A 21,382-nucleotide genomic window follows, 5' to 3' on the forward strand; every position below is an offset into this window, starting at 1 on the left:
CATGGCCGAGATCCGCGAAGACAACGAACCGTTCGACGATATCAACATCACGCCGATGCTGGACCTGGCGTATGTGCTGCTGGTCATCTTCATCATCATGACAACGGCGTCGGTGCAGGGCATCAAGGTCAACCTGCCGAAGGCGAGTAACACGCCGAGCCTGGCCAAGCCGAAGACCAAGTCGGTCACCATCGACGCCAACGGGCAGATCTATTTGGATACCTATCCGGTCAGCATGGCCGAACTCGAAAGCCGCCTGAAGAGCTTCAAGGCGATCACCCCCGATCTGCCGGTGGTGATTAAGGGCGATTCGAAGATCGCGTATGAAAAAGTGATCGACGTGATGGATTTGTGCGGCCGACTCGACATCACCCAGCTCGGTCTGGTGACGGCCAAGCAGACCAAATAACGATGCCGGCGCCCAAGCGATCCCTGCGCAGCCGGCTGCCGCTCATCGGCGGCCTGCTGTTCATGGCGCTGTTCACGGCGGGCGTGATCTGGGGCGTGATGCATTTCATCCAGGGCTCCGACAAGCCGGAGTCGCCAAAGATACAGACCATCTCGCTGGTCAGGCCACCGCCGCCCAAGCCGCCGGAAGAGAAGCCGCCCGAGCCGCAGAAGATCGACAAGCCGAAGGAAGAGGTCAAGCTCGACCAGCCCCAGCCACCTCAGCCCGAGGCACCGCCCCCGCCGCCCGGCGGCATACCCGACGGCCCGGCAGGCGGGATGGCGACTGATCTGGCCGCAGGTAGCGGGATCGGCATCGGCGGGGGCGGCGACCGGGACGAACGGCGCAGCTGGTATTCGAACATGATCTCGCGCCAGCTCGAGGATGAGTTGAGACGTGCCAAGCGTCTGCAGGGCAAGGATTACAAGGTGGTCGCGCAGATCTGGTTTAACCCGTCGGGTGGCGTCAGCCGGGTGCAGCTCGACAAGGGAACGGGCGACAGCGAACTGGACGAAGCGCTGCGCCAGGAAATTCTCCGGGTGAGCCTGCGTGACCCCTTGCCGGCCGACATCCCGCAGCCGGTCCGGCTGCGCGTGGTATCGCGCTGACATTCCGATTTTTGAACAGATTCCATTAACCCACTTATCATGAAAACTCATTACATCAAGCCCCTGGTCATGGCGTTGAGCCTGGCCTTTGCGTTGCCTGCCCAGGCCGGCAGCGAGCGCCAGGACCTCGAAACCCTGCGGGCGACGACGCTAGCCCTGGTGGATGCGCTGGTGAAGAAGGGCGTGCTGAGCGCCGAGGCGGCGCAGGACCTCGTCCAACAGGCCGAGAAAAAAGGCCAGGAAGCGGCCGAAGCCAGCGCCAGGGCCGAAACGGCGCCCGGCGTGGTGCGCGTGCCCTACATCCCCGAGGTGGTGAAGCGCGAAATCAGCGAGCAGATCCGCCAGGAAGTGGTGGCGCAGGCCAAGACCGAGCAGTGGGGCGATGTGAACGCAGTGCCGGAGTGGGTGGGGCGGCTGAAGTGGGACGGCGATATCCGCTTGCGCTATCAAGACGACTTGTTCGCGAATGGCAATGACCTCTATTACAACTTCGTTGACCCGGCGTCCGAGCTGGGCAGCTACAGCGACCCGATCAACACGACAGTGGACCGCCAGCGTCTGCGCGTCCGCGCGCGCCTCGGACTGACGGCCAAGGTCAGCGACTATGTCTCGACTGGGTTCCGCCTCTCCACTGGCAACACCACCGAGCCCTATTCCACCAATCAGACACTGGGCAACGATTTCAACAAGTACACGCTGGTGCTGGATCGGGCGTATGCCAAGGTCCAGCCGTGGGACTGGCTGTCCGTTTCCGGCGGACGTATCCCGAATCCCTTCTTCAGCACCGATCTGGTGTGGAGCGACAACCTCAATTTCGACGGTCTGGCCGCCACCTTCACGCCGTGGACGCGCAGCGACCGCAGCGGCAAGCCCTTCTTCACGCTGGGCGCCTTCCCGCTGAAGGAGGTCGAGACGTCGACCGTCAACCAGGCGAAGGACAAATGGCTGCTTGCCGCGCAGGCCGGGCTGGACTGGAAGATGGACGGCGACACGCGCTGGCGTTTTGGCTTGGCCTATTACGACTTCCAGAACATCGCCGCCGTCTACGATCCAGGTTTCGGATACTACGGCTATGCCGGTTCCGTGCTGACGGCGCACCAGAAAGGCAACACGCGATTTCGCGTGGCACCCAATTCATTGGATTACTCGAACCTGTACGGGCTGGCCGCCGACTACTCCCTGGTCAACCTCACCGCCACGCTCGACCTCGCGCACTTCGATCCCATCCACGTGATCGTCGACGGCGACGTAGTGAAGAACGTCGGTTACGACACGGCCAAGGTCAATGCGCTGCTGACGACGCCCCAGGCAGCCCGGACGCTTGGCTGGCAGAGCAAGGTCACGGTGGGCTGGCCTGCGATGCAGAACCGGGGCGACTGGCAGGCCTTCCTCGGCTACCGGCATCTGGAACGCGATGCGGTGCTGGATGCCTTCGCCGATTCCGATTTCCGTTTGGGCGGCACCAACAGCAAGGGCTTCTTCATTGGCGGTTCGTACGGCATGGACCGCAACACCTGGCTGACGGCCAGGTGGCTGTCGGCCGACGCGATCGACGGCCAGCCGTTTGGCGTGGACGTGCTGCAGGTGGATTTCAATGCGAAGTTCTAAGTGGCTGCTGGCGCTGCTGCTGATCAGCGGGCCGAGCCTGGCGTTCGACATGGAACGCGACGACTGGTTGTTGCCGGAGCCCAAACCCCTGGCACCCGAAGCGCGGCCGCGCTATGACCCGATGGCATTCGCGCGCATCAAGGAAACCGGCAACGATCGCGAGCCGGTCTATGCCGAAGGTACGCAGCGCGAGCTGATCGCGACGGCATCACGCAATGACATCAAAGGGGTGGAAGCGCTGCTGAAACGGGGCGTCAATCCGAATGCCGTGATCGATGAATGGGGCGAAAACGCATTGATGCATGCGGTATCGAACGGCAATGTCGAGATGACGCGCGTGTTGCTCGATGCCGGCGCCGATCCGGATCTGAAGGGGCGCGGCTTTACTCCCCTTGGCATGTCCGCCCTGCAAGGGCACGTCCGGATCGTCCGCCTGCTGCTGAAGGCCGGTGCGGACGTCGACAGGAAAAGCAATGACGGCAACACGCCCATCATCGCGGCCACGCTCATGCACCGGGTCGATGTGGTGCGGGAACTGCTGGCCTATCACCCCGACATGACGATCTGGAACCGGGAGGGCCGGGTGAGCCTGGGCATCGCAGTCGAGCAGGGCGACACGGATATCGTGACGATGATGCTGGCAGCCGGCGTGGATCCCAATCTCATGGATCGCAATGGCAACCGGCCGCTGTTCTGGGCGGGCGACCGTCAGGATATCGCCACCATGCTGGTGGCGCGTGGGGGGACCTCGTTTTGAAGCACATCGGCCACGACCTGTTTTTTCTTGTTCAGGGAATCAATCCATGAAACAGATACATCGGCTATCCGAGTATGTACGTCCGGCACGGCTGGGCACGTTGTCGCTGGCGCTCATGGTGTGCATGGCCAGCCTGGCGCCGCACGCCGAGGCGTCCGACAAGAAGGCCAGCCGCGAGCGCGAGGCCTTGCGGCGGGTACAGCAGCAGTTGTCCCAGGTACAGGGACAACTCGATGCCGTGGAACAGGAAAAGGCCCGGCTGGCGGCGGACCTGGAGCAGTCTCAGGCATCGTCAAAGACCGTGGAAGGGCAAGTGGCGAGCCTGAGGCACGGGCTTGGTGCCAGCAAGCAGCAACTTGTGGCGGCAACCCATGAGTTGACGCAGGTCAAGGAAGAACTGGCCACTGCATCGCAGCAGCTGGCTGACACTCAAAAGACCCTGGCCGACACCACCCAGGCCCTGCAACAGACGCGGGCGGAAAAACGCGACCTGGAAGCTCTCAAGACACGTCATGAACGCGACATCGCTTCGTGCGAGCGCAAGAATGTAGCGCTCTACGAGGTGGGGCGGTCGCTGATGGATCGTTTCGAACACAAGACGTGCGGCGAGATACTGGCAGAAAAGGAACCGTTTTCCGGCCTCAGGAAGGTGGAGACGGAAAACCTGCTGGAAGAATATCGCGACAAACTGGATGACCAGAAGCTGATCAGGCCACCTGGTGGTTGAGCTGTTCGCAGGTCATGATTTGCGAACAGCCGTAGCCGAGCCGTTTCAGGTGCTCGGTGCCGTTCAGTTCAAATAGGTTCACATGATACGGAGCGATCGTCCGGAACAGCTTGGGAGATGTTCCGGACGATACTGAGAGGCCCGCCTGGATGCCCAGGCGGGCTGGCAGGGCGTCAGTCGTCGTGCCGGGTGCATCCTTCGATCGTGAGATAGCCGACGGCCGCGCTGAACCGGCCGTTGTAATTGGCCTTCACCAGCGGATCCAGGATGGACTTCACCTTGTCGTGCAGCGGCGATTCCCAGTCGCCCGGGTGCTGGAAGTTGCTCATGATGTAGCTGAAGCCATTCACGTCGTCGACCGCGTGCAGGCCGGTGGACTCGGCGCCGGCGGGGCAGGACAGGATACGGCTCAGTTCCTTGGTGTCGACGTTGTAGGCCCACAGGAAGTTGTTCACGTGGTTGCCGCTGTCCTCGCCGATGAACAGGGTGCGCATCGCTTCGGAGTACTTGAGGTTGTCCGGGTTGGCGATCTTGTCGGCGTTGGCGCTGTTGCCCAGGGCGTCGCGCACCGCCAGGTCCTCGCCCACCAGGGCGGCGGGGGCGGACATGGAGACGGAGACCCATTCGCTGTGAATGCGGTCGCCGTCGCTGTCCTTCTGGCCGCCGGCCAGCACGTGCTCGTACACCGCGCCGGCCACGGGGCCCTGCACCTTGATGTCAGTAGTGCCGTCGACCATCGACTTGTAGATGTAGGACATGGCGGAATAGGCGCGCTTGTCAGCCGCGTTGACCGTGGTGCCTTCCATCTTGGTGAAGGCCATCGACGCGCCCTTGTAGGCGGCATAGCGGTGGGTTTCCAGGAAGGCGGCGGCCTTGTCCATGCCGGGCATGAACTTCACCCACTGGGCCTTGCCGTTGTACGCGATCTTCGCGTAGCTGGCGTCGTTCGGGTTGCTGGTCTTCACGTCGACGATGTCGGCGGCGGTCAGGGTGTCGGCCAGGGCCTTGATCTCGTCGCTGGTGGCATGCCCCAGCTTGATCCAGGAAATGTCGCCGGCGCCAGCGCCCACGCCGGACGTCTGCGTCCATTTGCCCACGTACAGGGTGCCGGCCGAGAGGTCGCGCTTGCGGTCGGCCACAAACATGAACAGACCGCCGTTGGTGGTGTCGTCGCCCATCAGCACGGTGCGCTCGTCGGGCATCACCTGCACCAGTTCGTGCGAGATGCGGCCCATGCAGTAATGCTTCTTGATGCTGCCCGTGCCATTGGGGTTCACGGTCACTTCCGGCAGGTGGCCATAGTGGTAGGGGTTGGCGGCATCCGGGTTGCCGTAGAGGTTCTGGCTGAACGCCTTGAACTGCGCGTTGCCGGCGATGGTGACCGCGTCGGGCTCGTATTCCTCGCTCGACAGATGCGTGTTCCAGGGCGAACGGCTGGCGCCGCAGGTGATCCACAGGCCATGCACGCCGCTGGTGTCCACGTTCGAATAGCTTTCCAGCGTCAGCTTGCCGGTACGCTTATCCTGGTCCAGGGCCAGAACCGCAATCGGTGAAGGCAGCATGCCGTACATCGAATCGCCGGCGACGTTCCGTGTCACGTATTCGAACTGCACCACCGCGAAGACACGCTCGCAATCGCGGCGGCGCGAGCGCGCGTGCCCGTGCCCCAGCGCGATCAGCGACATGCCATCCGGGCAGTCGGAGAAGAACTGGCGCTGGTCGGGCGAAGTCGTGTCGAGGATGGGTGCGTTGTTGATGTCGAAGTAGCCGCCGGCCAGGATGGAGCCGCCTTCCGCGCTTGGCACGGTGTCGCCGGTCAGGAAGAAAGTCTCGTAGCCCAGCGCGTAGGTCTCGGCATGGCGGCCGATGCTTTTCGTCAGGGTCGAGGCGACATAGGTCTCAGCCATTTGCGAAGGGTTGGCCAGCGAGGGGGCCGACATCGCATTGAACTGGTAGCGAACAGCCGCGCCCATCATGGGCCGAGCCTCGGCCAAAAGGGGCAAACCGGCCAGCGACGAGGCCAGCGGCAACATCGGTACGCCAGACAGCAGTTGGAGTGCGCGGCGGCGGGAATGGGAAACAGGTTCTGACATTGACGGATCTCCGGTATGGATTTGACGAAACCAGTCGCCGTCAGGCCGGCGACCGGGAACGCACAAAATCTAACAAGCCGCCGTGACAATGAAATGACGCGTACATGATCCCTTTGCGCAAAATCGGCCGGAACTGCCATTTCGGGCCACGATCATTTTAGGCTGCCTCCTGGCCGCCTGACGCGACTTTCGTGCTCGCGGCCCAGCCTGGTTCTCCCGTGGGCTGGGGACTTGCAAGGATCACGGCCATAAAGACGGCCATAAAAAGGGTTACACTCGACACCTGCCTGGAAGCGAAAATCCGCTATGGCGTGCAGTGAATAAGGGGGAGAGGCCGGTTTTCCTCGCTTTTCCCTCCCTCGCACCCCACTTAATTGTTTGGCCCTACTTCCAGCGGGCTTGAAAAATCCTTCCATCACATCAAAATAAAGCCAGTAATCCAGGCTTATTCCGGCTATGGCAACCAAGCGAGAAGGCACTACCCTACTGGAACCGTCTGCGGCAAAGGTCAAGCCGCCGCCCTTGTACAAGGTTCTGCTGCTGAACGACGACTACACCCCAATGGAATTCGTGGTGCTGGTCCTCAAAAAGTTTTTCGGCATCGACCAAGAACGGGCGACACAAATCATGCTCAAAGTGCATACTGAGGGTGTGGGTGTGTGTGGGGTATACCCAAGGGATATCGCTCACACCAAGGTCGAGCAGGTTGTGGATTTCGCGCGGCAGCATCAGCATCCGCTGCAATGTACGATGGAGGAAAGTTAGATGATTGCCCAGGAACTCGAAGTCACGCTGCACATGGCCTTCATGGACGCGCGGCAGAAGCGTCACGAATTCATTTCAGTGGAGCACCTGCTGATGGCGATGCTGGACAACCCGTCGGCAGCCGAGGTACTGCGTGCCTGCGGCGCCAATATCGATGCTATGCGCGACCAGCTCGGCAAGTTCATCGATGAGCACACCCCCAAGGTAGCGGGCGAGGGCGAGGTCGACACCCAGCCGACGCTCGGATTCCAGCGCGTGATCCAGCGCGCCATTCTGCATGTCCAGTCCTCCGGCAAGAAGGAAGTGACCGGCGCCAACGTCCTGGTGGCGGTATTCGGTGAAAAGGACTCGCATGCCGTGTATTTCCTCACCCAGCAGGGCGTGACGCGGCTCGATATCGTCAATTTCATCTCCCACGGCATTACCAAGACCCCGCAGAGCGAACCGGCGCGGCCGGACGAGGCCTCGGAAGTCAACGCCGAGGCGCCGACCAGTTCGCCGCTCGACAGCTTTGCGCAGAATCTGAATGCCCAGGCGCTGGCCGGCAAGATCGATCCCCTGATTGGGCGCGACCAGGAACTCGAACGCGTGATTCAGACGTTGTGCCGCCGCCGCAAGAACAATCCCCTGCTGGTAGGCGAAGCCGGTGTCGGCAAGACCGCGATTGCGGAAGGCCTGGCGCGCCGCATCGTCGAAAGCTCGGTGCCGGACATCCTGGCGCAGAGCACGGTGTATGCGCTTGACATGGGCGCCTTGCTGGCCGGGACCAAATACCGCGGCGACTTCGAGCAGCGCCTGAAAGGCGTGCTGAAGCAGCTGGCCGACAACCCCAAGGCGATCCTGTTCATCGACGAGATCCACACCCTGATCGGCGCCGGCGCGGCGTCCGGCGGTACGCTGGATGCATCCAACCTGCTGAAGCCGGCGCTGTCGTCCGGCAATCTGCGCTGCATTGGCGCGACCACGTACACCGAATATCGCGGCATTTTCGAGAAGGATCACGCGTTATCGCGGCGCTTCCAGAAGGTCGATGTGCCGGAACCCTCGGTCAACGAAACAGTGGCGATCCTGCGCGGCCTGAAATCGCGTTTCGAAGACCACCATGGTGTCAAATACACGGCGGCTGCGCTGACCACGGCGGCGCAGTTGGCCGCGCGCTACATCAACGACCGCCACCTGCCCGACAAGGCGATCGATGTCATCGACGAGGCGGGTGCCGCCCAGCGCATCCTGCCGAAATCGAAGCAGAAAAGGACGATCACCCCTCGGGAGATCGAGGACATCATCGCCAAGATCGCGCGGATTCCGCCCAAGACCGTCTCGTCCGACGACAAGAATTCCCTGAAGACGCTGGACCGCGACCTGAAGGCCGTGGTGTACGGCCAGAACGCGGCGATCGACGCGCTGGCGACCGCGATCAAGATGTCGCGCAGCGGTTTGGGCAATCCGCAGAAGCCGATCGGCAATTTCCTGTTCTCCGGCCCGACCGGCGTCGGCAAGACCGAAGTCGCGCGTCAGTTGGCCTACGTGCTGGGCGTCGAGCTGATCCGCTTCGACATGTCGGAATACATGGAACGCCACGCCGTCTCGCGGCTGATCGGCGCGCCGCCCGGTTATGTCGGTTTCGACCAGGGTGGACTCTTGACGGAAGCTGTCACGAAACACCCCTATGCCGTTGTTTTGCTTGATGAAGTTGAAAAAGCCCACCCGGACATCTTCAACGTGCTGCTCCAGGTGATGGACCACGGCACGCTGACCGACACCAATGGGCGCAAGGCCGATTTCCGCAACGTGGTGTTGATCATGACCACCAACGCCGGTGCGGAAATGCTCAACAAGGCGACCATCGGCTTCTCCAATGCGCGTGAAAGCGGCGACGAGATGGGCGAGATCAAGCGCATGTTCACCCCGGAATTCCGCAACCGGCTGGATGCCATCATCCCCTTCGCGCCCCTGACCGAGCCCGTCATCCTGCAGGTGGTCGACAAATTCCTGATGCAGCTGGAGGAGCAGCTGCACGAGAAGAAGGTCGACGCGGTCTTTACCGACGCGCTCAAGGCCTATCTCGCCAAGCATGGTTTCGATCCGTTGATGGGGGCTCGTCCGATGGCGCGCCTGATCCAGGACACCATCCGCAAGGCGCTGGCCGACGAACTGCTGTTCGGCAAGCTGGCGCATGGCGGCCGGGTGACCATCGACATCGACGCCAGCGAGAAAGTCAGCCTCGAATTCGAAGAAGCAGTTGCGGTATAAATCGGTCGCAGCAAAATTACCCATAAAGATTCCGTATGGGTGGTCGTAAGCCGTTCTAGATACAGGTGCGTCATGGTTTGATCGCGGCCCTCCGATGAGGTGGGGGCCGCGGCGATCAGGCGCCTGTGCACCAGTTGATCTAGAGAGGGCACGCCCATGAAGCTGTACTTCGCACCGCATATCGCCGTTCTTTCGCTGATATGTTCCCTGCCTATCTATGTCCATGCTGCCGATGCCGGGGCGGGCACGCCTGCCGTGTCCGGCGAGGACTTGACCGCGGCAAGCGAACGCATCCGTCAGACCGGTGCGCAGATGCGCGAGGACCTGAAGAAGGCTCGCGCACGCCTTGAAGCCCAGAAGGCGCAGCAGGAAGCGGAAAGAGCACGCCAGGAGGCTGAAAAGGCGCATCAGGAAGCCGAGCGTAAACGGCAGGAAGAACTGGAACGCCAGCAGGCGCTCAAGGAAAAACAGCAGCGCGAAGCCCAACTGGCCGCGCAGGAACGGGCACGCAAGGAAGCGGCCGCACGGGCGGAACAGGCCGAGCGCCAACGGCAGGAAGCGTTGCGCGCGAAGCAACTGGAAGCCGCCAAGCAGGAAGAAGCCAAGGCGAGAGCGGCCGCAGCGCTCAAGGCGGCGCGTGAATCCGTCGGCGTGCGGGCATTCGGGGGAGATGATCCGCAAGCCGCTCAAGCCGCCGCGAAGGCCAGGGCAGCCGAAGCGCTCAGAAAAGCGCGCATGTCGACCGGCGAGCGAGCGTTTTAAGGCCATCCGGGGACAATTGGGCATCCTGCGCCGGACAGCGGAGGTGCCAATTGGCGACTGGGAGGGGCAAACAAAAAGCGGCGCCAGAGGCGCCGCGAAAAACCCGGTGTGGCAGGAGGAGGAGCGCCTGGGGAAGAACCCCTACCGGGAGTGCTACATGTCGGAATATAGGTCAATAAGCGGCGAGTGCCATCGGTATATTGATCCGCTCCGGTGTAGTGATTTTGAATTACGGCGTAAATCTTTCTTTCTTGAGCATATTTTGAACGCCCGCTACCTTGGCTTGCTCAATGTGGTCGAATCCCGCACCATACCGGGCATTCAAGAATGCCGGAGTGTTGATGAAAAATCCCCGTGTCACCCTTGCAGTCATGCTGGCCGTATCTACGCTGCTGTCTGGCTGCGAACAGCCGGCAGCACCGCCCCCGAATACTGTTGCAGCCAAAGTAGGGGACGACACGATCAGCGAATTTGAACTGGATCGAGCGGTGGCTCGTCTGGGCTCCATGAGTGCCGCAGACGCCGCCGAGGCTCGGGGCAAGGTGCTGGAAGCCCTGATCGACCAGTATCTGGTCAGCCATGCCGCCAGGAACACGAAGCTGGACAAGTTGCCGGAGGTTGCGCTGGCCATGCAGCAGGCACAACGCCAGGTGCTTGTGGAGGCCTATATGGAACGCCTGTTCAAGGATCTGCCCCAACCTTCGGACGTTGCCATTCGGGACTACTACAACCGGCATCCCGAATTGTTTGCGCAGCGCAAGCTATACCGCGTCCACGAGCTCGAACTGCAACTGGCGGCAGGTCGGGTTGCCGAAGTGGAAGCACAGTTGAAGCAAAGCCGTAGCCTGGCCGAGTTCACCGATTGGCTGGGCACGCAAGGGATTGCCGTCAAGTCCGGCGAGGCGGTCAGGCCGGCAGAAAAGATCCCGGCCAGCATGCTGGCGCAACTTGTCAGAATGAAGGATGGCCAGGCGGTCGTGGTGCCGATGGACGCGGGTCGGGTCAGTGTGCTGCAATTGCTGGACAGCCAGGCGCAGCCCGTGTCGTTCGAGCAGGCCCGAGACGCGATCGTTCAGTTGATTCTGGGCGGGAAGCGCAAAACCCTGCTGGAAGCCGAAATCCACAAACTGCGTGGCAGCGGCAAGATCGAATATGCCAGCGGTTTTGCGCCCGCGGAGCCGGCCACGCAGTCCGGCAAGCCTTGAGCCCCAGCATGATCCTGGTCGCCGGGGAGTGGGCGGGCGGACGATTGCGGAAGTACCTCGGCGTCAGGAACGGAATTTGCCTCGTTAGAACGGAATTTCAATTTCAAGAGCACTCGACATGACCACCATTCATCCCGTGATTCTCTCCGGGGGCTCCGGCACCCGACTTTGGCCGTTGTCCCGTGCGGCGCTGCCCAAGCAGCTGCTGCCGCTTGCCAGCGACCGGAGCCTGCTGCAGGACACTGTCAGCCGATTGGCGAACATGCCGGAAATGGCCGTACCTTTGATGGTTTGCAACGTGGAGCATCGCTTCATGATTGCCGAGCAGATGCGCCAGATCGATACTGCACCGCGCGCCATCGTGCTGGAGCCGGTCGGGCGCAATACTGCCCCCGCGATTGCGGTGGCCGCATTGATGCTGTCGCGCGACGATCCTGACGCGCTGATGCTGATCCTGCCCGCCGACCATCTCATCGGCGACATTGCGGCGTTCCACGACGCGATCCGCACCGCGGCACAAGCCGCCCAGAACGGCCATCTTGCCACTTTCGGTATCGTCGCAGCCACGCCGGAAACCGGTTACGGCTATATCCGCAAGGGTGCGCAATTGGCCGATACCGCCGGAGCGCACCAGGTCGGGGCCTTCGTCGAAAAGCCCGACCTTGCCACCGCGCAGCAGTACGTCGAATCGGGCGAGTATTTCTGGAACAGTGGCATGTTCCTGTTCCGCGCGTCGGATTTCCTGCAGGAGCTGCAGGCTTTGCGGCCCGATATCCTGGACGCCAGCCGCGCCGCACTGGATGCCGCCACACTTGATCTCGATTTCGTACGGCTCGATCCAACTGCATTCGAGGCTTGCCCGTCGGAGTCGATCGATTACGCCGTCATGGAACATACCCGTCGTGCCGCTGTGGTCCCTGCGGACATGGCCTGGAACGATATCGGCGCCTGGTCGGCGCTGTGGGACGTGGCTGAAAAGGACGGGCAGGGCAATGCAATCCGTGGCGACGTCATGCTGGAAAACGCGCGCAACAACTTCGTCCGTGCCGAAACCCGCATGGTCGCGATGCTCGGCGTGTCGGACCTGGTGGTGGTCGAAACGGCCGACGTGGTCCTGGTCGCCAACAAGGACCAGGTCCAGGACGTCAAGAAACTGGTCGATCGCCTGAAAGCCGAGAAACGCTGCGAGCATCTGGTCCACAAGCAGGTGTATCGCCCTTGGGGATGGTATGAAGGCATCGACGAAGGCGAACGTTTCCAGGTCAAGCGCATCATGGTCAAACCGGGCGAAAAGCTCAGCCTGCAGATGCACCATCACCGTGCCGAGCACTGGATCGTGGTCTCCGGCACGGCCAGCGTCACCTGCGGCGACGAGGTCATGCTGTTGACCGAGAACCAGTCCACCTACATTCCGCTCGGCACCTCGCACCGGCTGGAAAACCCCGGCAAGATCGACCTGCATATGATCGAAGTCCAATCGGGCACCTATCTCGGCGAGGACGACATCGTCCGGTTCGAGGACATCTACAAGCGCAGTTAAGGGCGCCTGATCCCGCGCTGCGGGCTCCTGCCCGCAGCGGATTGGTTTTTCCTTGTTTTATCCCATTGTTTTTAATGAATTTATCCGGCTTTCCAGTGAGCCGGCCCGGCCGGCTTGCGCTTCATTCCGGCCTCGCGTGTAGGACAAACACCTACATCGGTGGTGATTGGTTTCCGTCCTTCAATACAGCGCTTGTCCACATTAACTTTCCCGGGTGTCGTCCGAAAACGAATTCACCACGCTGACTTAAGTGTGAGTTTGAAAAAAATTCAACGAAGAAGGACAGGCAAAATGAAAATGGACGAAATGCTGGACGAAATGCGCGACGTCAATCTGAACTACCTGATGCTGGCGCAGAGCATGATCCAACACGACAAGGCGACCGCCGTCTTTCGTCTGGGCATCAGCCAGGATGTTGCCGACCTGATCGAGGCGCTGACGCCCGCACAAGTCCTCAAGCTTGCCGCGTCCGGCATGATGGTGTCGCGCTTCCGCTTCGACGACGGCGTGGTGCTCAACATGCTGACCAACTACACCAAGGATCGCGCCATCGCCCAGTCCCACGCCGCCATCCTGATGGCCGGCCAAGCTGTGGAAGCCTTTGCCTGATTCTGTCGTACCTGCAGCAAACGTCGCAAATAAAAAAGGGGAGTGGCTTCATGAGCAAGAAAAGTCTGTTGACTGAAATGCGTGACACCCAACTGGCGATCGAACTGATCGAACTCGGCGCCCGCCCGCAGGTTCTTGAATCCGAAACCACACTGTCGCGCGAACGCTTGCTCAAGCTGTACAAGGAAGTCAAAGGCGTGTCGCCTCCCAAGGGCATGCTGCCGTTCTCGACCGACTGGTTCCTGACCTGGCTGCCAAACGTTCATTCTTCATTATTCATCAACATCCACCGCTACATCACGAAGAACAGCGATTGCAGCGGCATCGAGGCCGTGCTCAAGAGCTACCGCCTGTATCAGGAATACCTGCATACCAACCAGATCGAAGCCGTGCTGAGCTTCACCCGTGCGTGGACGCTGAATCGCTTCTTCGAAAGCCGCATGCTCGAAACGGCCGTGTGCAGTGGTTGCGGCGGCCACTTCGTGGTTCATCCCGACGACCTGAACAATCACTACGTGTGCGGCTTGTGCAATATGCCGGCACGCGCAGGCAAAACCCGCAAGGCCAAGGCGGAAGCCCAGACCGAACTGACCGCCGCCGCCTGACGGGCTTCTTCGGGAGCCGGTGATGGCGCGTCTGCCGGTCAGCCTTCAGTCGCTTGTCATCCAGTGCGCAGCCCTGTTGGCGGCCGTCTTCCTGAACTATCTGCTGCAGATTTCATTCTCGTATCAAGCCGCCCTCTGGCAACTTGCGTTCGCACAGGGCGGAATCGCGGCGCTCCTGAGCCGTGCATGGCGGCAGCCCGCGTGGTGGCCCCCCCTGCATCTCGGTTTCCTGCCTGCCGTACTCCTGGCCCGACAGGCTGATCTGCCTGCCTGGATCTATCTGGCCATATTCGTGTTGCTGGTCCTGTTCTACTGGAGCACGTTCCGCACCCGGGTGCCGTTGTATCTGTCCGGCCATGCAGCATGGCAATCTCTGGCATCCCTGTTGCCGCAAACCCCATTCAGCTTCATCGATCTCGGCAGCGGCCTGGGCGGTGTACCGTTCTATCTGGAAGCGAAATTTCCACACGGCCATTTTTACGGAACCGAAATTGCACCGGCCCCCTGGTTTATCAGCCGTGTGCGCGTCAGGCTCAAGGGGAGTCGGGTGGAATTCATGCGGGACGATTACGCAAGCCTCGATCTGTCTCGTTTCGATGTCGTGTTTGCCTTTCTTTCGCCCGCAGCCATGCCCGGGTTGTGGCAACAGGCGCAGGCCCAGATGCGCCCTGGCACGCTGTTCGTCAGCCTGGCGTTTCCGGCGGAAGACCGCCTGCCAGATCACGTGGTGGCAGGGGATGCAGATCCGCGCCACACGCTGTATGCCTGGCAAATGTAAGGCGTCGCAGAGTGGAAATACTCGCGCTGCGCCATCAAGTTTTTTGTGATTTTGTCGAATCCTCCACTTGAAAGCGCCAGTTCTTGGATGCTGCCAGACCGGGATGGAGCGGGGCCGCTCTCACTTGGTGTACCAATCAATAAGGGATAGACGGCCGTGCTAGTCATCGTTGGTTATATCGTTGTGGCGTTGAGTGTCTTTGGTGGCTTCGCACTGGCGGGCGGCCACCTGGCCGCGCTGTTCCAGCCGGTGGAATTGCTGATGATCGGCGGGGCGGCGGGCGGTGCGTTTCTGGTCGGCAACAACGGCAAGGCCGTTAAAGCCACGCTGAAGGCGCTGCCCACCGTATTCAAGGGATCGAAATACACGCGCGCGCTGTACATGGACATCATGGCGCTGCTGTATGAATTGCTGACCAAGATCCGCAAGGAAGGCCTGATGTCGGTCGAAGCCGATGTCGATTCGCCCGAGAGCAGTCCCTTGTTCACGAAATATCCGACCATCCTGGCCGATCACCACATCATCGAATTCCTGACCGATTATCTGCGCCTGATGGTGAGCGGCAGCATGAATGCCTTCGAAATCGAAAACCTGATGGACAATGAAATCGAAACCCATCATCACGAAGGCGAGGTGCCCGTGCATGTCGTCGCCAAACTGGGCGACGGTATGCCGGCATTCGGCATCGTGGCGGCGGTGATGGGGGTGGTGCACACCATGGAATCGGTCGGCCTGCCGCCGGCGGAACTGGGCATCCTGATCGCGCATGCGCTGGTCGGAACCTTCCTCGGCATCCTGCTGGCCTACGGTTTTGTCGGGCCGCTGTCCACGCTGCTCGAACAGAAGCTGCACGAATCGACCAAGATGTTCCAGTGTATCAAGGTGACCCTGCTGGCCAGCATCAATGGCTACGCGCCGGCGATTGCCGTCGAGTTCGGGCGCAAGGTGCTGTTCTCGACGGAACGTCCTTCCTTCAGCGAACTGGAAGAGCACGTCAAGAACGCGAAGTCGCGCTGATTTCGCGTTGCCTGTCCTGATCTCCATGACGCACCCATACCCCTAGGGCATAAATGAGCGAACAAAAAGCCCCCATCGTCATCAAGCGCGTCAAGAAAGTGGCGGGGGGCCACCATGGCGGCGCATGGAAGATCGCCTACGCCGACTTCGTGACGGCGATGATGGCGTTCTTCCTGCTGATGTGGCTGCTGGGCTCGACTGCCAAGGGCGATCTGGAAGGCATCGCGGAATATTTCAAGACCCCGCTGAAAGTGGCCATGCAGGGTGGCTCGGGCAGCGGCGACAGTTCCAGTGTGATCAAGGGTGGCGGTGCCGATCTGACACGCGAGACGGGGCAGATCAAGAAAGGCGAGACCAAGGCCGAAAAGAAATCCTACAACCTGAAAGCCGCCCAGGCCGAGCTCGAGCGCATCGAGGCGGCCAATCTCAAGCAGCTGAAGAAGCGCATGGAAATGGCGATCGACGCCAATCCCACCTTGAAGCAGTTCAAGCGGCAACTGCTGATCGACATCACCAGCGAAGGTCTGCGCATCCAGATCGTCGACGAACAGAACCGTCCCATGTTCAATCTGGCGAGCGCCGAGCTGCAGCCCTATACCAAGGTCATCCTGCATGAAATCGGCAAGATGCTGAACGACGTGCCGAACCGGGTTAGCCTGTCCGGACATACGGATGCCACGCCTTACGCCAACGGCGCACGCGGCTACAGCAACTGGGAACTGTCGGCCGATCGCGCCAATGCCTCGCGCCGGGCACTGATTGCCGGCGGTATGGACGAATCGAAAATGCTGCGAGTGGTTGGCTTGGCGTCATCCGTTCCGTTCGGCCACGCGGCGCCTCACGACCCGGTCAATCGCCGCATCAGCATCATCGTGATGAACAAGCGCACCGAGGATGCCATTACGAAGGAAGCCAGCGGCGTGAGCACGGCGGATGCCGCCGATGCACAGGACGAGCCTGGCCAGGCCAAGGCGCCGACCGGTGTTCCGAAACAAGATTCCTCTCCCGCTTCAAGTACGCCGATGCCTCCGCAGACGCCGCTTGAGGCGAAATAGCAGGCCAAATCCACCCTTATTCCCCTGATCGCCCGCACCGGGCCAAGCCAATAATTCACCCTGTAGAAAGCCCGTCTCGCGCAAGAGACGGTTCCCTCTAACCAGGTGAATCAGGGATGGCTGAAGAAAGCGATCAGGAACGGACAGAAGCCCCATCGCCACAGCGATTGGAAAAGGCGCGCGAAGAAGGCCAGGTGCCGCAATCGCGCGAGCTGGCTACGTTCGTCGTGCTGATGACCAGCGGCGCGGCCTTGTGGATGATGGCCAACGGCCTGGGCAAGACCATGTCGCAGATTGTGCGCGGCAGCCTGCAGTTCGATCCGGCCGTTGCGCGCGACAGCAACTACGTCATGACCCAGATGTCCGACCAGGTCCTGGAGGCCGCACTGGCACTGGCCCCCTTCCTGGCACTGGTGGTGATCGCCGTGTTGGCTTCGCCGCTGCTGCTGCGCGGCTGGCTCTTCAGCGCCAAGGCCTTCATGCCGGATTTCAAGCGCCTGAACCCGCTGTCAGGCATCAAGCGCATGTTCTCCAGCCAGGGTCTGGTCGAACTGGTCAAATCGCTGGCCAAGGTCGGTCTGCTGGGCGTGGTGGCGGTCTGGCTGATCTGGTCCAATCTCGACGCGATTTTCTCGCTCAGCATGGAAGAGCCGACCGACGCCATCCAGCACATGGGCGATCTCATCGGAAAGATCTTCCTGCTGGCCTCGGGCGCGATGATCTTCATCGTCGTGCTGGACCTGCCGTACCAGCTCTGGAGCTATTTCAACAAGCTCAAGATGAGCAAGGAGGAACTGCGCCAGGAAGCCAAGGAATCGGAAGGCGATCCGCACGTCAAGGCACGCATTCGCGCCCAGCAGCGCGAAATGGCTCGCCGCCGCATGATGGCCGAGATTCCCACTGCCGACGTCGTGGTGACCAACCCGACCCACTATGCCGTCGCGCTCAAATACACCGAGGGCAAGATGGGTGCGCCGCGCGTGGTGGCCAAAGGCGCCGACGCGGTGGCCGCGAAGATCCGCGAACTGGCGGCCGAGCACAAGATTCCGTTGCTGGAAGCACCGCCGCTGGCGCGCGCCTTGTTCCGCCACACCGAACTTGGCGACGAAATCCCGGCCACCCTGTACGCAGCGGTGGCCGAAGTGCTGGCCTACGTGTTCCAGCTGCGCCACTTCCAACAATTGGGCGGGGCCTATCCCGAGGCGCCGACCGCCTTGCCGGTCCCGCCTGAACTCGATCCGCTGCAATCCGGCATGGGGGCGAACGCATGAACGGTACCTTGAGCCTGTCCAATCTGTTCAGCAGCACCAATGCCCGCGCGCTGGCGGCACCGCTGTTCATCGTCCTCATCCTGGCGATGCTGGTGCTGCCGCTGCCGCCGTTCGCGCTGGACATGTTGTTCACCTTCAACATCGCGTTGTCCATCATGGTGCTGCTGGTCGGCCTGTCGACCAAGAAGGCACTCGATTTCGCCGCTTTTCCCACCGTGCTGCTGCTCTCGACGCTGCTGCGCCTGTCGCTCAACGTCGCCTCCACCCGTGTCGTACTGCTGCATGGCCACACCGGCCCCGACGCAGCGGGCAAGGTGATCGAGGCTTTCGGCCATTTCCTGGTCGGCGGCAACTACGCGGTCGGCATCATCGTGTTCGTCATTCTGGTGGTGATCAACTTCATCGTCATCACCAAAGGCGCAGGGCGGATCGCCGAGGTCAGCGCGCGCTTCACCCTCGATGCGATGCCAGGTAAGCAGATGGCGATCGACGCCGATCTCAATGCCGGCCTGATCGACGAGAACGAAGCGCGCCGGCGCCGTGCCGAGATTTCCCAGGAAGCCGATTTCTACGGCTCGATGGACGGTGCGTCGAAATTCGTCCGCGGCGACGCCATCGCCGGCATCCTGATCCTCTTGATCAACATCGTCGGCGGTCTGGTCATCGGCCTGATGCAGCACGACCTGTCGCTGGCGGACGCCGCACAGAATTACACCCTGCTGGCGATTGGCGACGGCCTGGTCGCGCAAATACCGGCCCTGGTCATCTCGATCGCCGCGGGCATCATCGTCAGCCGCGTCAGCACCGAGGAGGACATCGCCGGGCAGATGCTGTCCAACGTGTTCAACAAGACACAGGCGCTTTACATCACGGCCGCGATCCTCGGCATGATGGGCATGATTCCGGGCATGCCGAACCTGGCGTTCCTGTTGCTGGCCGGCGGCATCGTCTGGCTGGCCTGGAAAAGGAGCCACCAGAAGGAAGAGACGCCGCCCACCGTGGAGACTGTGCCCACCCCAGCCATCGAATCCCAGGAAGCCAGCTGGGAAGATGTCGCCCCTATCGACACCCTCGGGCTGGAAGTCGGCTATCGCCTGATCCCGCTGGTCGACAACGCCGCCGACGGCGAACTGGTGCGCCGCATCAAGGGCATCCGCAAGAAATTCGCCCGCGAGATCGGCTTCCTGCCGCCGGCTGTGCACATCCGCGACAACCTCGAAATCAATCCGAACAGCTACCGCATCACGCTGAAGGGTGTGGAAATCGGCAGCGGCGAAGTGCGCACCGGCTCTTTCCTGGCCATCGATCCGGGTACGGTCGCCACAGCATTGCCGGGTGTCGCAACGCAGGACCCGGCCTTCGGCCTGCCGGCCGTGTGGATCGAATCCGATCTGCGCGAGCAGGCGCAGGCCATGGGCTATACCGTGGTCGATCCCGGCACCGTGGTCGCCACGCACCTGAATCATCTGGTGACGCTGCACGCCGCCGAGCTGCTGGGACGCCAGGAAGCCCAGGCACTGCTCGACCATCTGGGCAAGAGCGCGCCCAAGCTGGTAGAAGACCTGGTGCCGAAGATGCTGCCGCTGTCCACTGTGCAGAAAGTGCTGCAGAACCTGTTGACGGAAGGTGTGGCCATTCGCGACATGCGAACCATCATCGACACCCTGCTGGAGCATGCCGCACGGGTGCAGGATCCGCATGAACTCACCTCGCTGGTACGGGTGGCACTGGGCCGTTCGATCGTGCAGCAGATTTACGGTTCGTCGAGCGAGCTGCCGGTGATCGCCCTCGACCAGAACCTGGAACGCCTCCTGCTGCAGACCCTGCAGGCAGGCCATGATTCGGCCGGCATGGAACCGGGCCTGGCCGACACCCTGTTGGAGCGGACCCAGGCCTCGACGCAGCGCCAGGAAGCGCTCGGCCATCCCGCCGTTTTGCTGACGCCGGCCGTGCTGCGTCCGCTCCTTGCACGTTTCCTGCGGCGCACGGTGCCGCAACTCAAAGTGCTTTCACACGCCGAAGTGCCTGAAGGCAAGCAGATCAAAGTGACTTCCCTGGTAGGAGGAGCAGCATGAACGTCAAACGTATCGTCGCCAAAACATCCCGTGAGGCCATGCGCCAGTTGCGCGACGCGCTCGGACCCGATGCGGTCATCCTTTCCAATCGCGCGGTCGATGGCGGTGTGGAAGTGCTGGCCCTGCCGGCCGAAGACATTGCCGCGATGGCGCCCCCCGCGGTGGATGAGCCCGTCGTGTCGCTGTCTCATCGCGCGAGGATGCAGGAAACGCTGCCCGAGCCGGAACCGGAGCCGGAAGTCACCATCAAGCGCCGCCTGATCGAACGGGTCGCCGTGCCGACCGAGGACAGCGCTCAGCTGGCGCAAAGCGTCATCAGCGAGATCAAGTCGATGCAGGCCCGGCTGGAAAGCCAGCTGGCGGATCTGGCCTGGCGCGATCTCCCGGGGCGCGATCCGGCAGGGGCGTCGATCATGCGCGACATGCTGGCGGCCGGCTTTTCCGCCACCCTGGCGCGCGAGATGCTGGAAACCCTGCCCAAGGGCGACGCCGAACAGGCGCAGGCCTGGATGCGCAACACGCTGATGAAGCGCCTGAACGTGATGCAGAGCGAAACCGACATGCTCGACGGCGGTGGCGTGTTCGCCCTGATGGGGCCGACCGGCGCCGGCAAGACCACCACTACCGCCAAGCTGGCGGCGCGTTTCGTGGTACGCCACGGCGCCGACAAGCTGGCGCTGCTGACCACCGACAGCTACCGGATCGGCGGTCACGAGCAGCTGCGCATCTATGGCAAGATCCTGGGCGTGACCGTGCATGCGGTGCGCGATGCCGCCGACCTGCGGCTGGCGTTGTCCGAACTGCGCAACAAACACACGGTCCTGATCGACACTGTCGGCATGAGCCAGCGCGACCAGGCCGTCGCCGAGCAGGTCGAGATGCTGTGCCAGGCCGGCAAGCAGATCAAAAGATTATTGTTGCTGAACGCGACCAGCCACGGCGACACCCTCAACGAAGTCGTGCAGGCGTATCAGACACGCGGTCTGGACGGCTGCATCCTGTCCAAGGTCGACGAGGCGGCCAGCCTCGGCCCGGCGCTCGACTGCGCGATCCGCCACGCCCGAAGACCTGCATCTGGCCAACCGCCAATACCTGATTCACCGCGCCTTCAAGACCCGCTCGCTGTCCTCGCCCTGGCAGCTGGACGACAGCGAGCTGGCCTTCGCCATGAGCGGCATTCAATCCATTCAACGTGAAAGCGCGGTG

Annotated in this window: 19 protein-coding genes; 18 read left to right on the forward strand and 1 reads right to left on the reverse strand. The window is 61.9% G+C overall.

The features are described 5' to 3' along the window. Window position 1: 1 nt before the first annotated feature. Genes ABT23_RS05975 through ABT23_RS05995 form a run of 5 tightly spaced genes read left to right on the forward strand, consistent with a single transcriptional unit; the run spans window position 2 to window position 4,148 of the window. Window positions 2-409, forward strand: a complete 408-nt coding sequence (locus ABT23_RS05975; RefSeq protein ID WP_296632558.1) for a biopolymer transporter ExbD — start codon at window positions 2-4, stop codon at window positions 407-409. Window positions 410-411: 2 nt separating this feature from the next. Beyond that, entirely contained in the window at window positions 412-1,056 is a 645-nt protein-coding gene (locus tag ABT23_RS05980; protein ID WP_296632562.1) for an energy transducer TonB, read from the forward strand. 39 nt (window positions 1,057-1,095) lie between these two features. Continuing rightward, a complete protein-coding gene (locus ABT23_RS05985) occupies window positions 1,096-2,664 on the forward strand; it encodes a putative porin (RefSeq protein ID WP_296632564.1) in 1,569 nt (522 codons plus the stop codon). Further along, window positions 2,651-3,421 (forward strand): ankyrin repeat domain-containing protein, encoded by a 771-nt coding sequence (locus tag ABT23_RS05990; RefSeq protein ID WP_296632567.1) that lies wholly within the window; start codon window positions 2,651-2,653, stop codon window positions 3,419-3,421. Before ABT23_RS05985 ends, ABT23_RS05990 begins: the two co-directional genes overlap by 14 nt. A 46-nt stretch (window positions 3,422-3,467) precedes the next feature. Continuing rightward, entirely contained in the window at window positions 3,468-4,148 is a 681-nt protein-coding gene (locus tag ABT23_RS05995; protein WP_296632569.1) for a hypothetical protein, read from the forward strand. 173 nt (window positions 4,149-4,321) lie between these two features. Here the strand turns inward: ABT23_RS05995 and ABT23_RS06000 are convergent, their stop codons facing one another. Beyond that, window positions 4,322-6,241, reverse strand: a complete 1,920-nt coding sequence (locus ABT23_RS06000) for an alkaline phosphatase PhoX (protein ID WP_296632571.1) — start codon at window positions 6,239-6,241, stop codon at window positions 4,322-4,324. A 456-nt stretch (window positions 6,242-6,697) separates the two neighbouring features. Between ABT23_RS06000 and clpS the strand changes: the two genes are divergently transcribed. From clpS to flhF, 13 genes are all read left to right on the forward strand, one after another. Continuing rightward, entirely contained in the window at window positions 6,698-7,006 is a 309-nt protein-coding gene (gene clpS / locus ABT23_RS06005) for an ATP-dependent Clp protease adapter ClpS (RefSeq protein WP_296632576.1), read from the forward strand. Further along, window positions 7,007-9,259, forward strand: a complete 2,253-nt coding sequence (gene clpA, locus ABT23_RS06010; RefSeq protein WP_296632578.1) for an ATP-dependent Clp protease ATP-binding subunit ClpA — start codon at window positions 7,007-7,009, stop codon at window positions 9,257-9,259. Between the two features lie 156 nt (window positions 9,260-9,415). Next, window positions 9,416-10,021 (forward strand): hypothetical protein, encoded by a 606-nt coding sequence (locus tag ABT23_RS06015; RefSeq protein ID WP_296632580.1) that lies wholly within the window; start codon window positions 9,416-9,418, stop codon window positions 10,019-10,021. A 341-nt stretch (window positions 10,022-10,362) separates the two neighbouring features. Then, the gene (locus ABT23_RS06020) at window positions 10,363-11,226 is read left to right on the forward strand and encodes an EpsD family peptidyl-prolyl cis-trans isomerase (protein WP_296632583.1); all 864 of its coding nucleotides are present in this window, start codon (window positions 10,363-10,365) and stop codon (window positions 11,224-11,226) included. A gap of 118 nt (window positions 11,227-11,344) precedes the next feature. Further along, window positions 11,345-12,766 carry a mannose-1-phosphate guanylyltransferase/mannose-6-phosphate isomerase gene (locus tag ABT23_RS06025; protein ID WP_296632584.1) on the forward strand — a complete coding sequence of 474 codons (1,422 nt, stop codon included), beginning with the start codon at window positions 11,345-11,347 and terminating at the stop codon, window positions 12,764-12,766. 291 nt (window positions 12,767-13,057) lie between these two features. Continuing rightward, a complete protein-coding gene (flhD, locus tag ABT23_RS06030; RefSeq protein WP_296632588.1) occupies window positions 13,058-13,375 on the forward strand; it encodes a flagellar transcriptional regulator FlhD in 318 nt (105 codons plus the stop codon). Window positions 13,376-13,425: 50 nt separating this feature from the next. After that, complete coding sequence (gene flhC, locus ABT23_RS06035; protein WP_018508397.1) at window positions 13,426-13,980, forward strand: flagellar transcriptional regulator FlhC; 555 nt, start codon at window positions 13,426-13,428, stop codon at window positions 13,978-13,980. A gap of 22 nt (window positions 13,981-14,002) precedes the next feature. Further along, a complete protein-coding gene (locus tag ABT23_RS06040; protein WP_296632591.1) occupies window positions 14,003-14,758 on the forward strand; it encodes a class I SAM-dependent methyltransferase in 756 nt (251 codons plus the stop codon). A 156-nt stretch (window positions 14,759-14,914) separates the two neighbouring features. Next, window positions 14,915-15,775, forward strand: a complete 861-nt coding sequence (gene motA, locus ABT23_RS06045) for a flagellar motor stator protein MotA (RefSeq protein ID WP_296632593.1) — start codon at window positions 14,915-14,917, stop codon at window positions 15,773-15,775. A 53-nt stretch (window positions 15,776-15,828) separates the two neighbouring features. Then, window positions 15,829-16,830, forward strand: coding sequence for a flagellar motor protein MotB (motB, locus tag ABT23_RS06050; RefSeq protein ID WP_296632596.1), 1,002 nt, complete (start codon window positions 15,829-15,831; stop codon window positions 16,828-16,830). 116 nt (window positions 16,831-16,946) lie between these two features. After that, window positions 16,947-18,101: a flagellar biosynthesis protein FlhB gene (gene flhB, locus ABT23_RS06055; RefSeq protein ID WP_296632598.1), complete on the forward strand. Its 1,155-nt coding sequence runs from the start codon at window positions 16,947-16,949 to the stop codon at window positions 18,099-18,101. Beyond that, entirely contained in the window at window positions 18,098-20,176 is a 2,079-nt protein-coding gene (gene flhA / locus ABT23_RS06060; RefSeq protein WP_296632601.1) for a flagellar biosynthesis protein FlhA, read from the forward strand. The genes flhB and flhA overlap by 4 nt, the downstream gene beginning before the upstream one ends. Further along, the gene (gene flhF / locus ABT23_RS06065; RefSeq protein ID WP_366366234.1) at window positions 20,173-21,372 is read left to right on the forward strand and encodes a flagellar biosynthesis protein FlhF; all 1,200 of its coding nucleotides are present in this window, start codon (window positions 20,173-20,175) and stop codon (window positions 21,370-21,372) included. Before flhA ends, flhF begins: the two co-directional genes overlap by 4 nt. Window positions 21,373-21,382: the final 10 nt, after the last annotated feature.

Source organism: Thiobacillus sp. SCN 63-57, from assembly GCF_001725555.1.
Taxonomy (GTDB): Bacteria; Pseudomonadota; Gammaproteobacteria; order Burkholderiales; family Thiobacillaceae; genus Thiobacillus.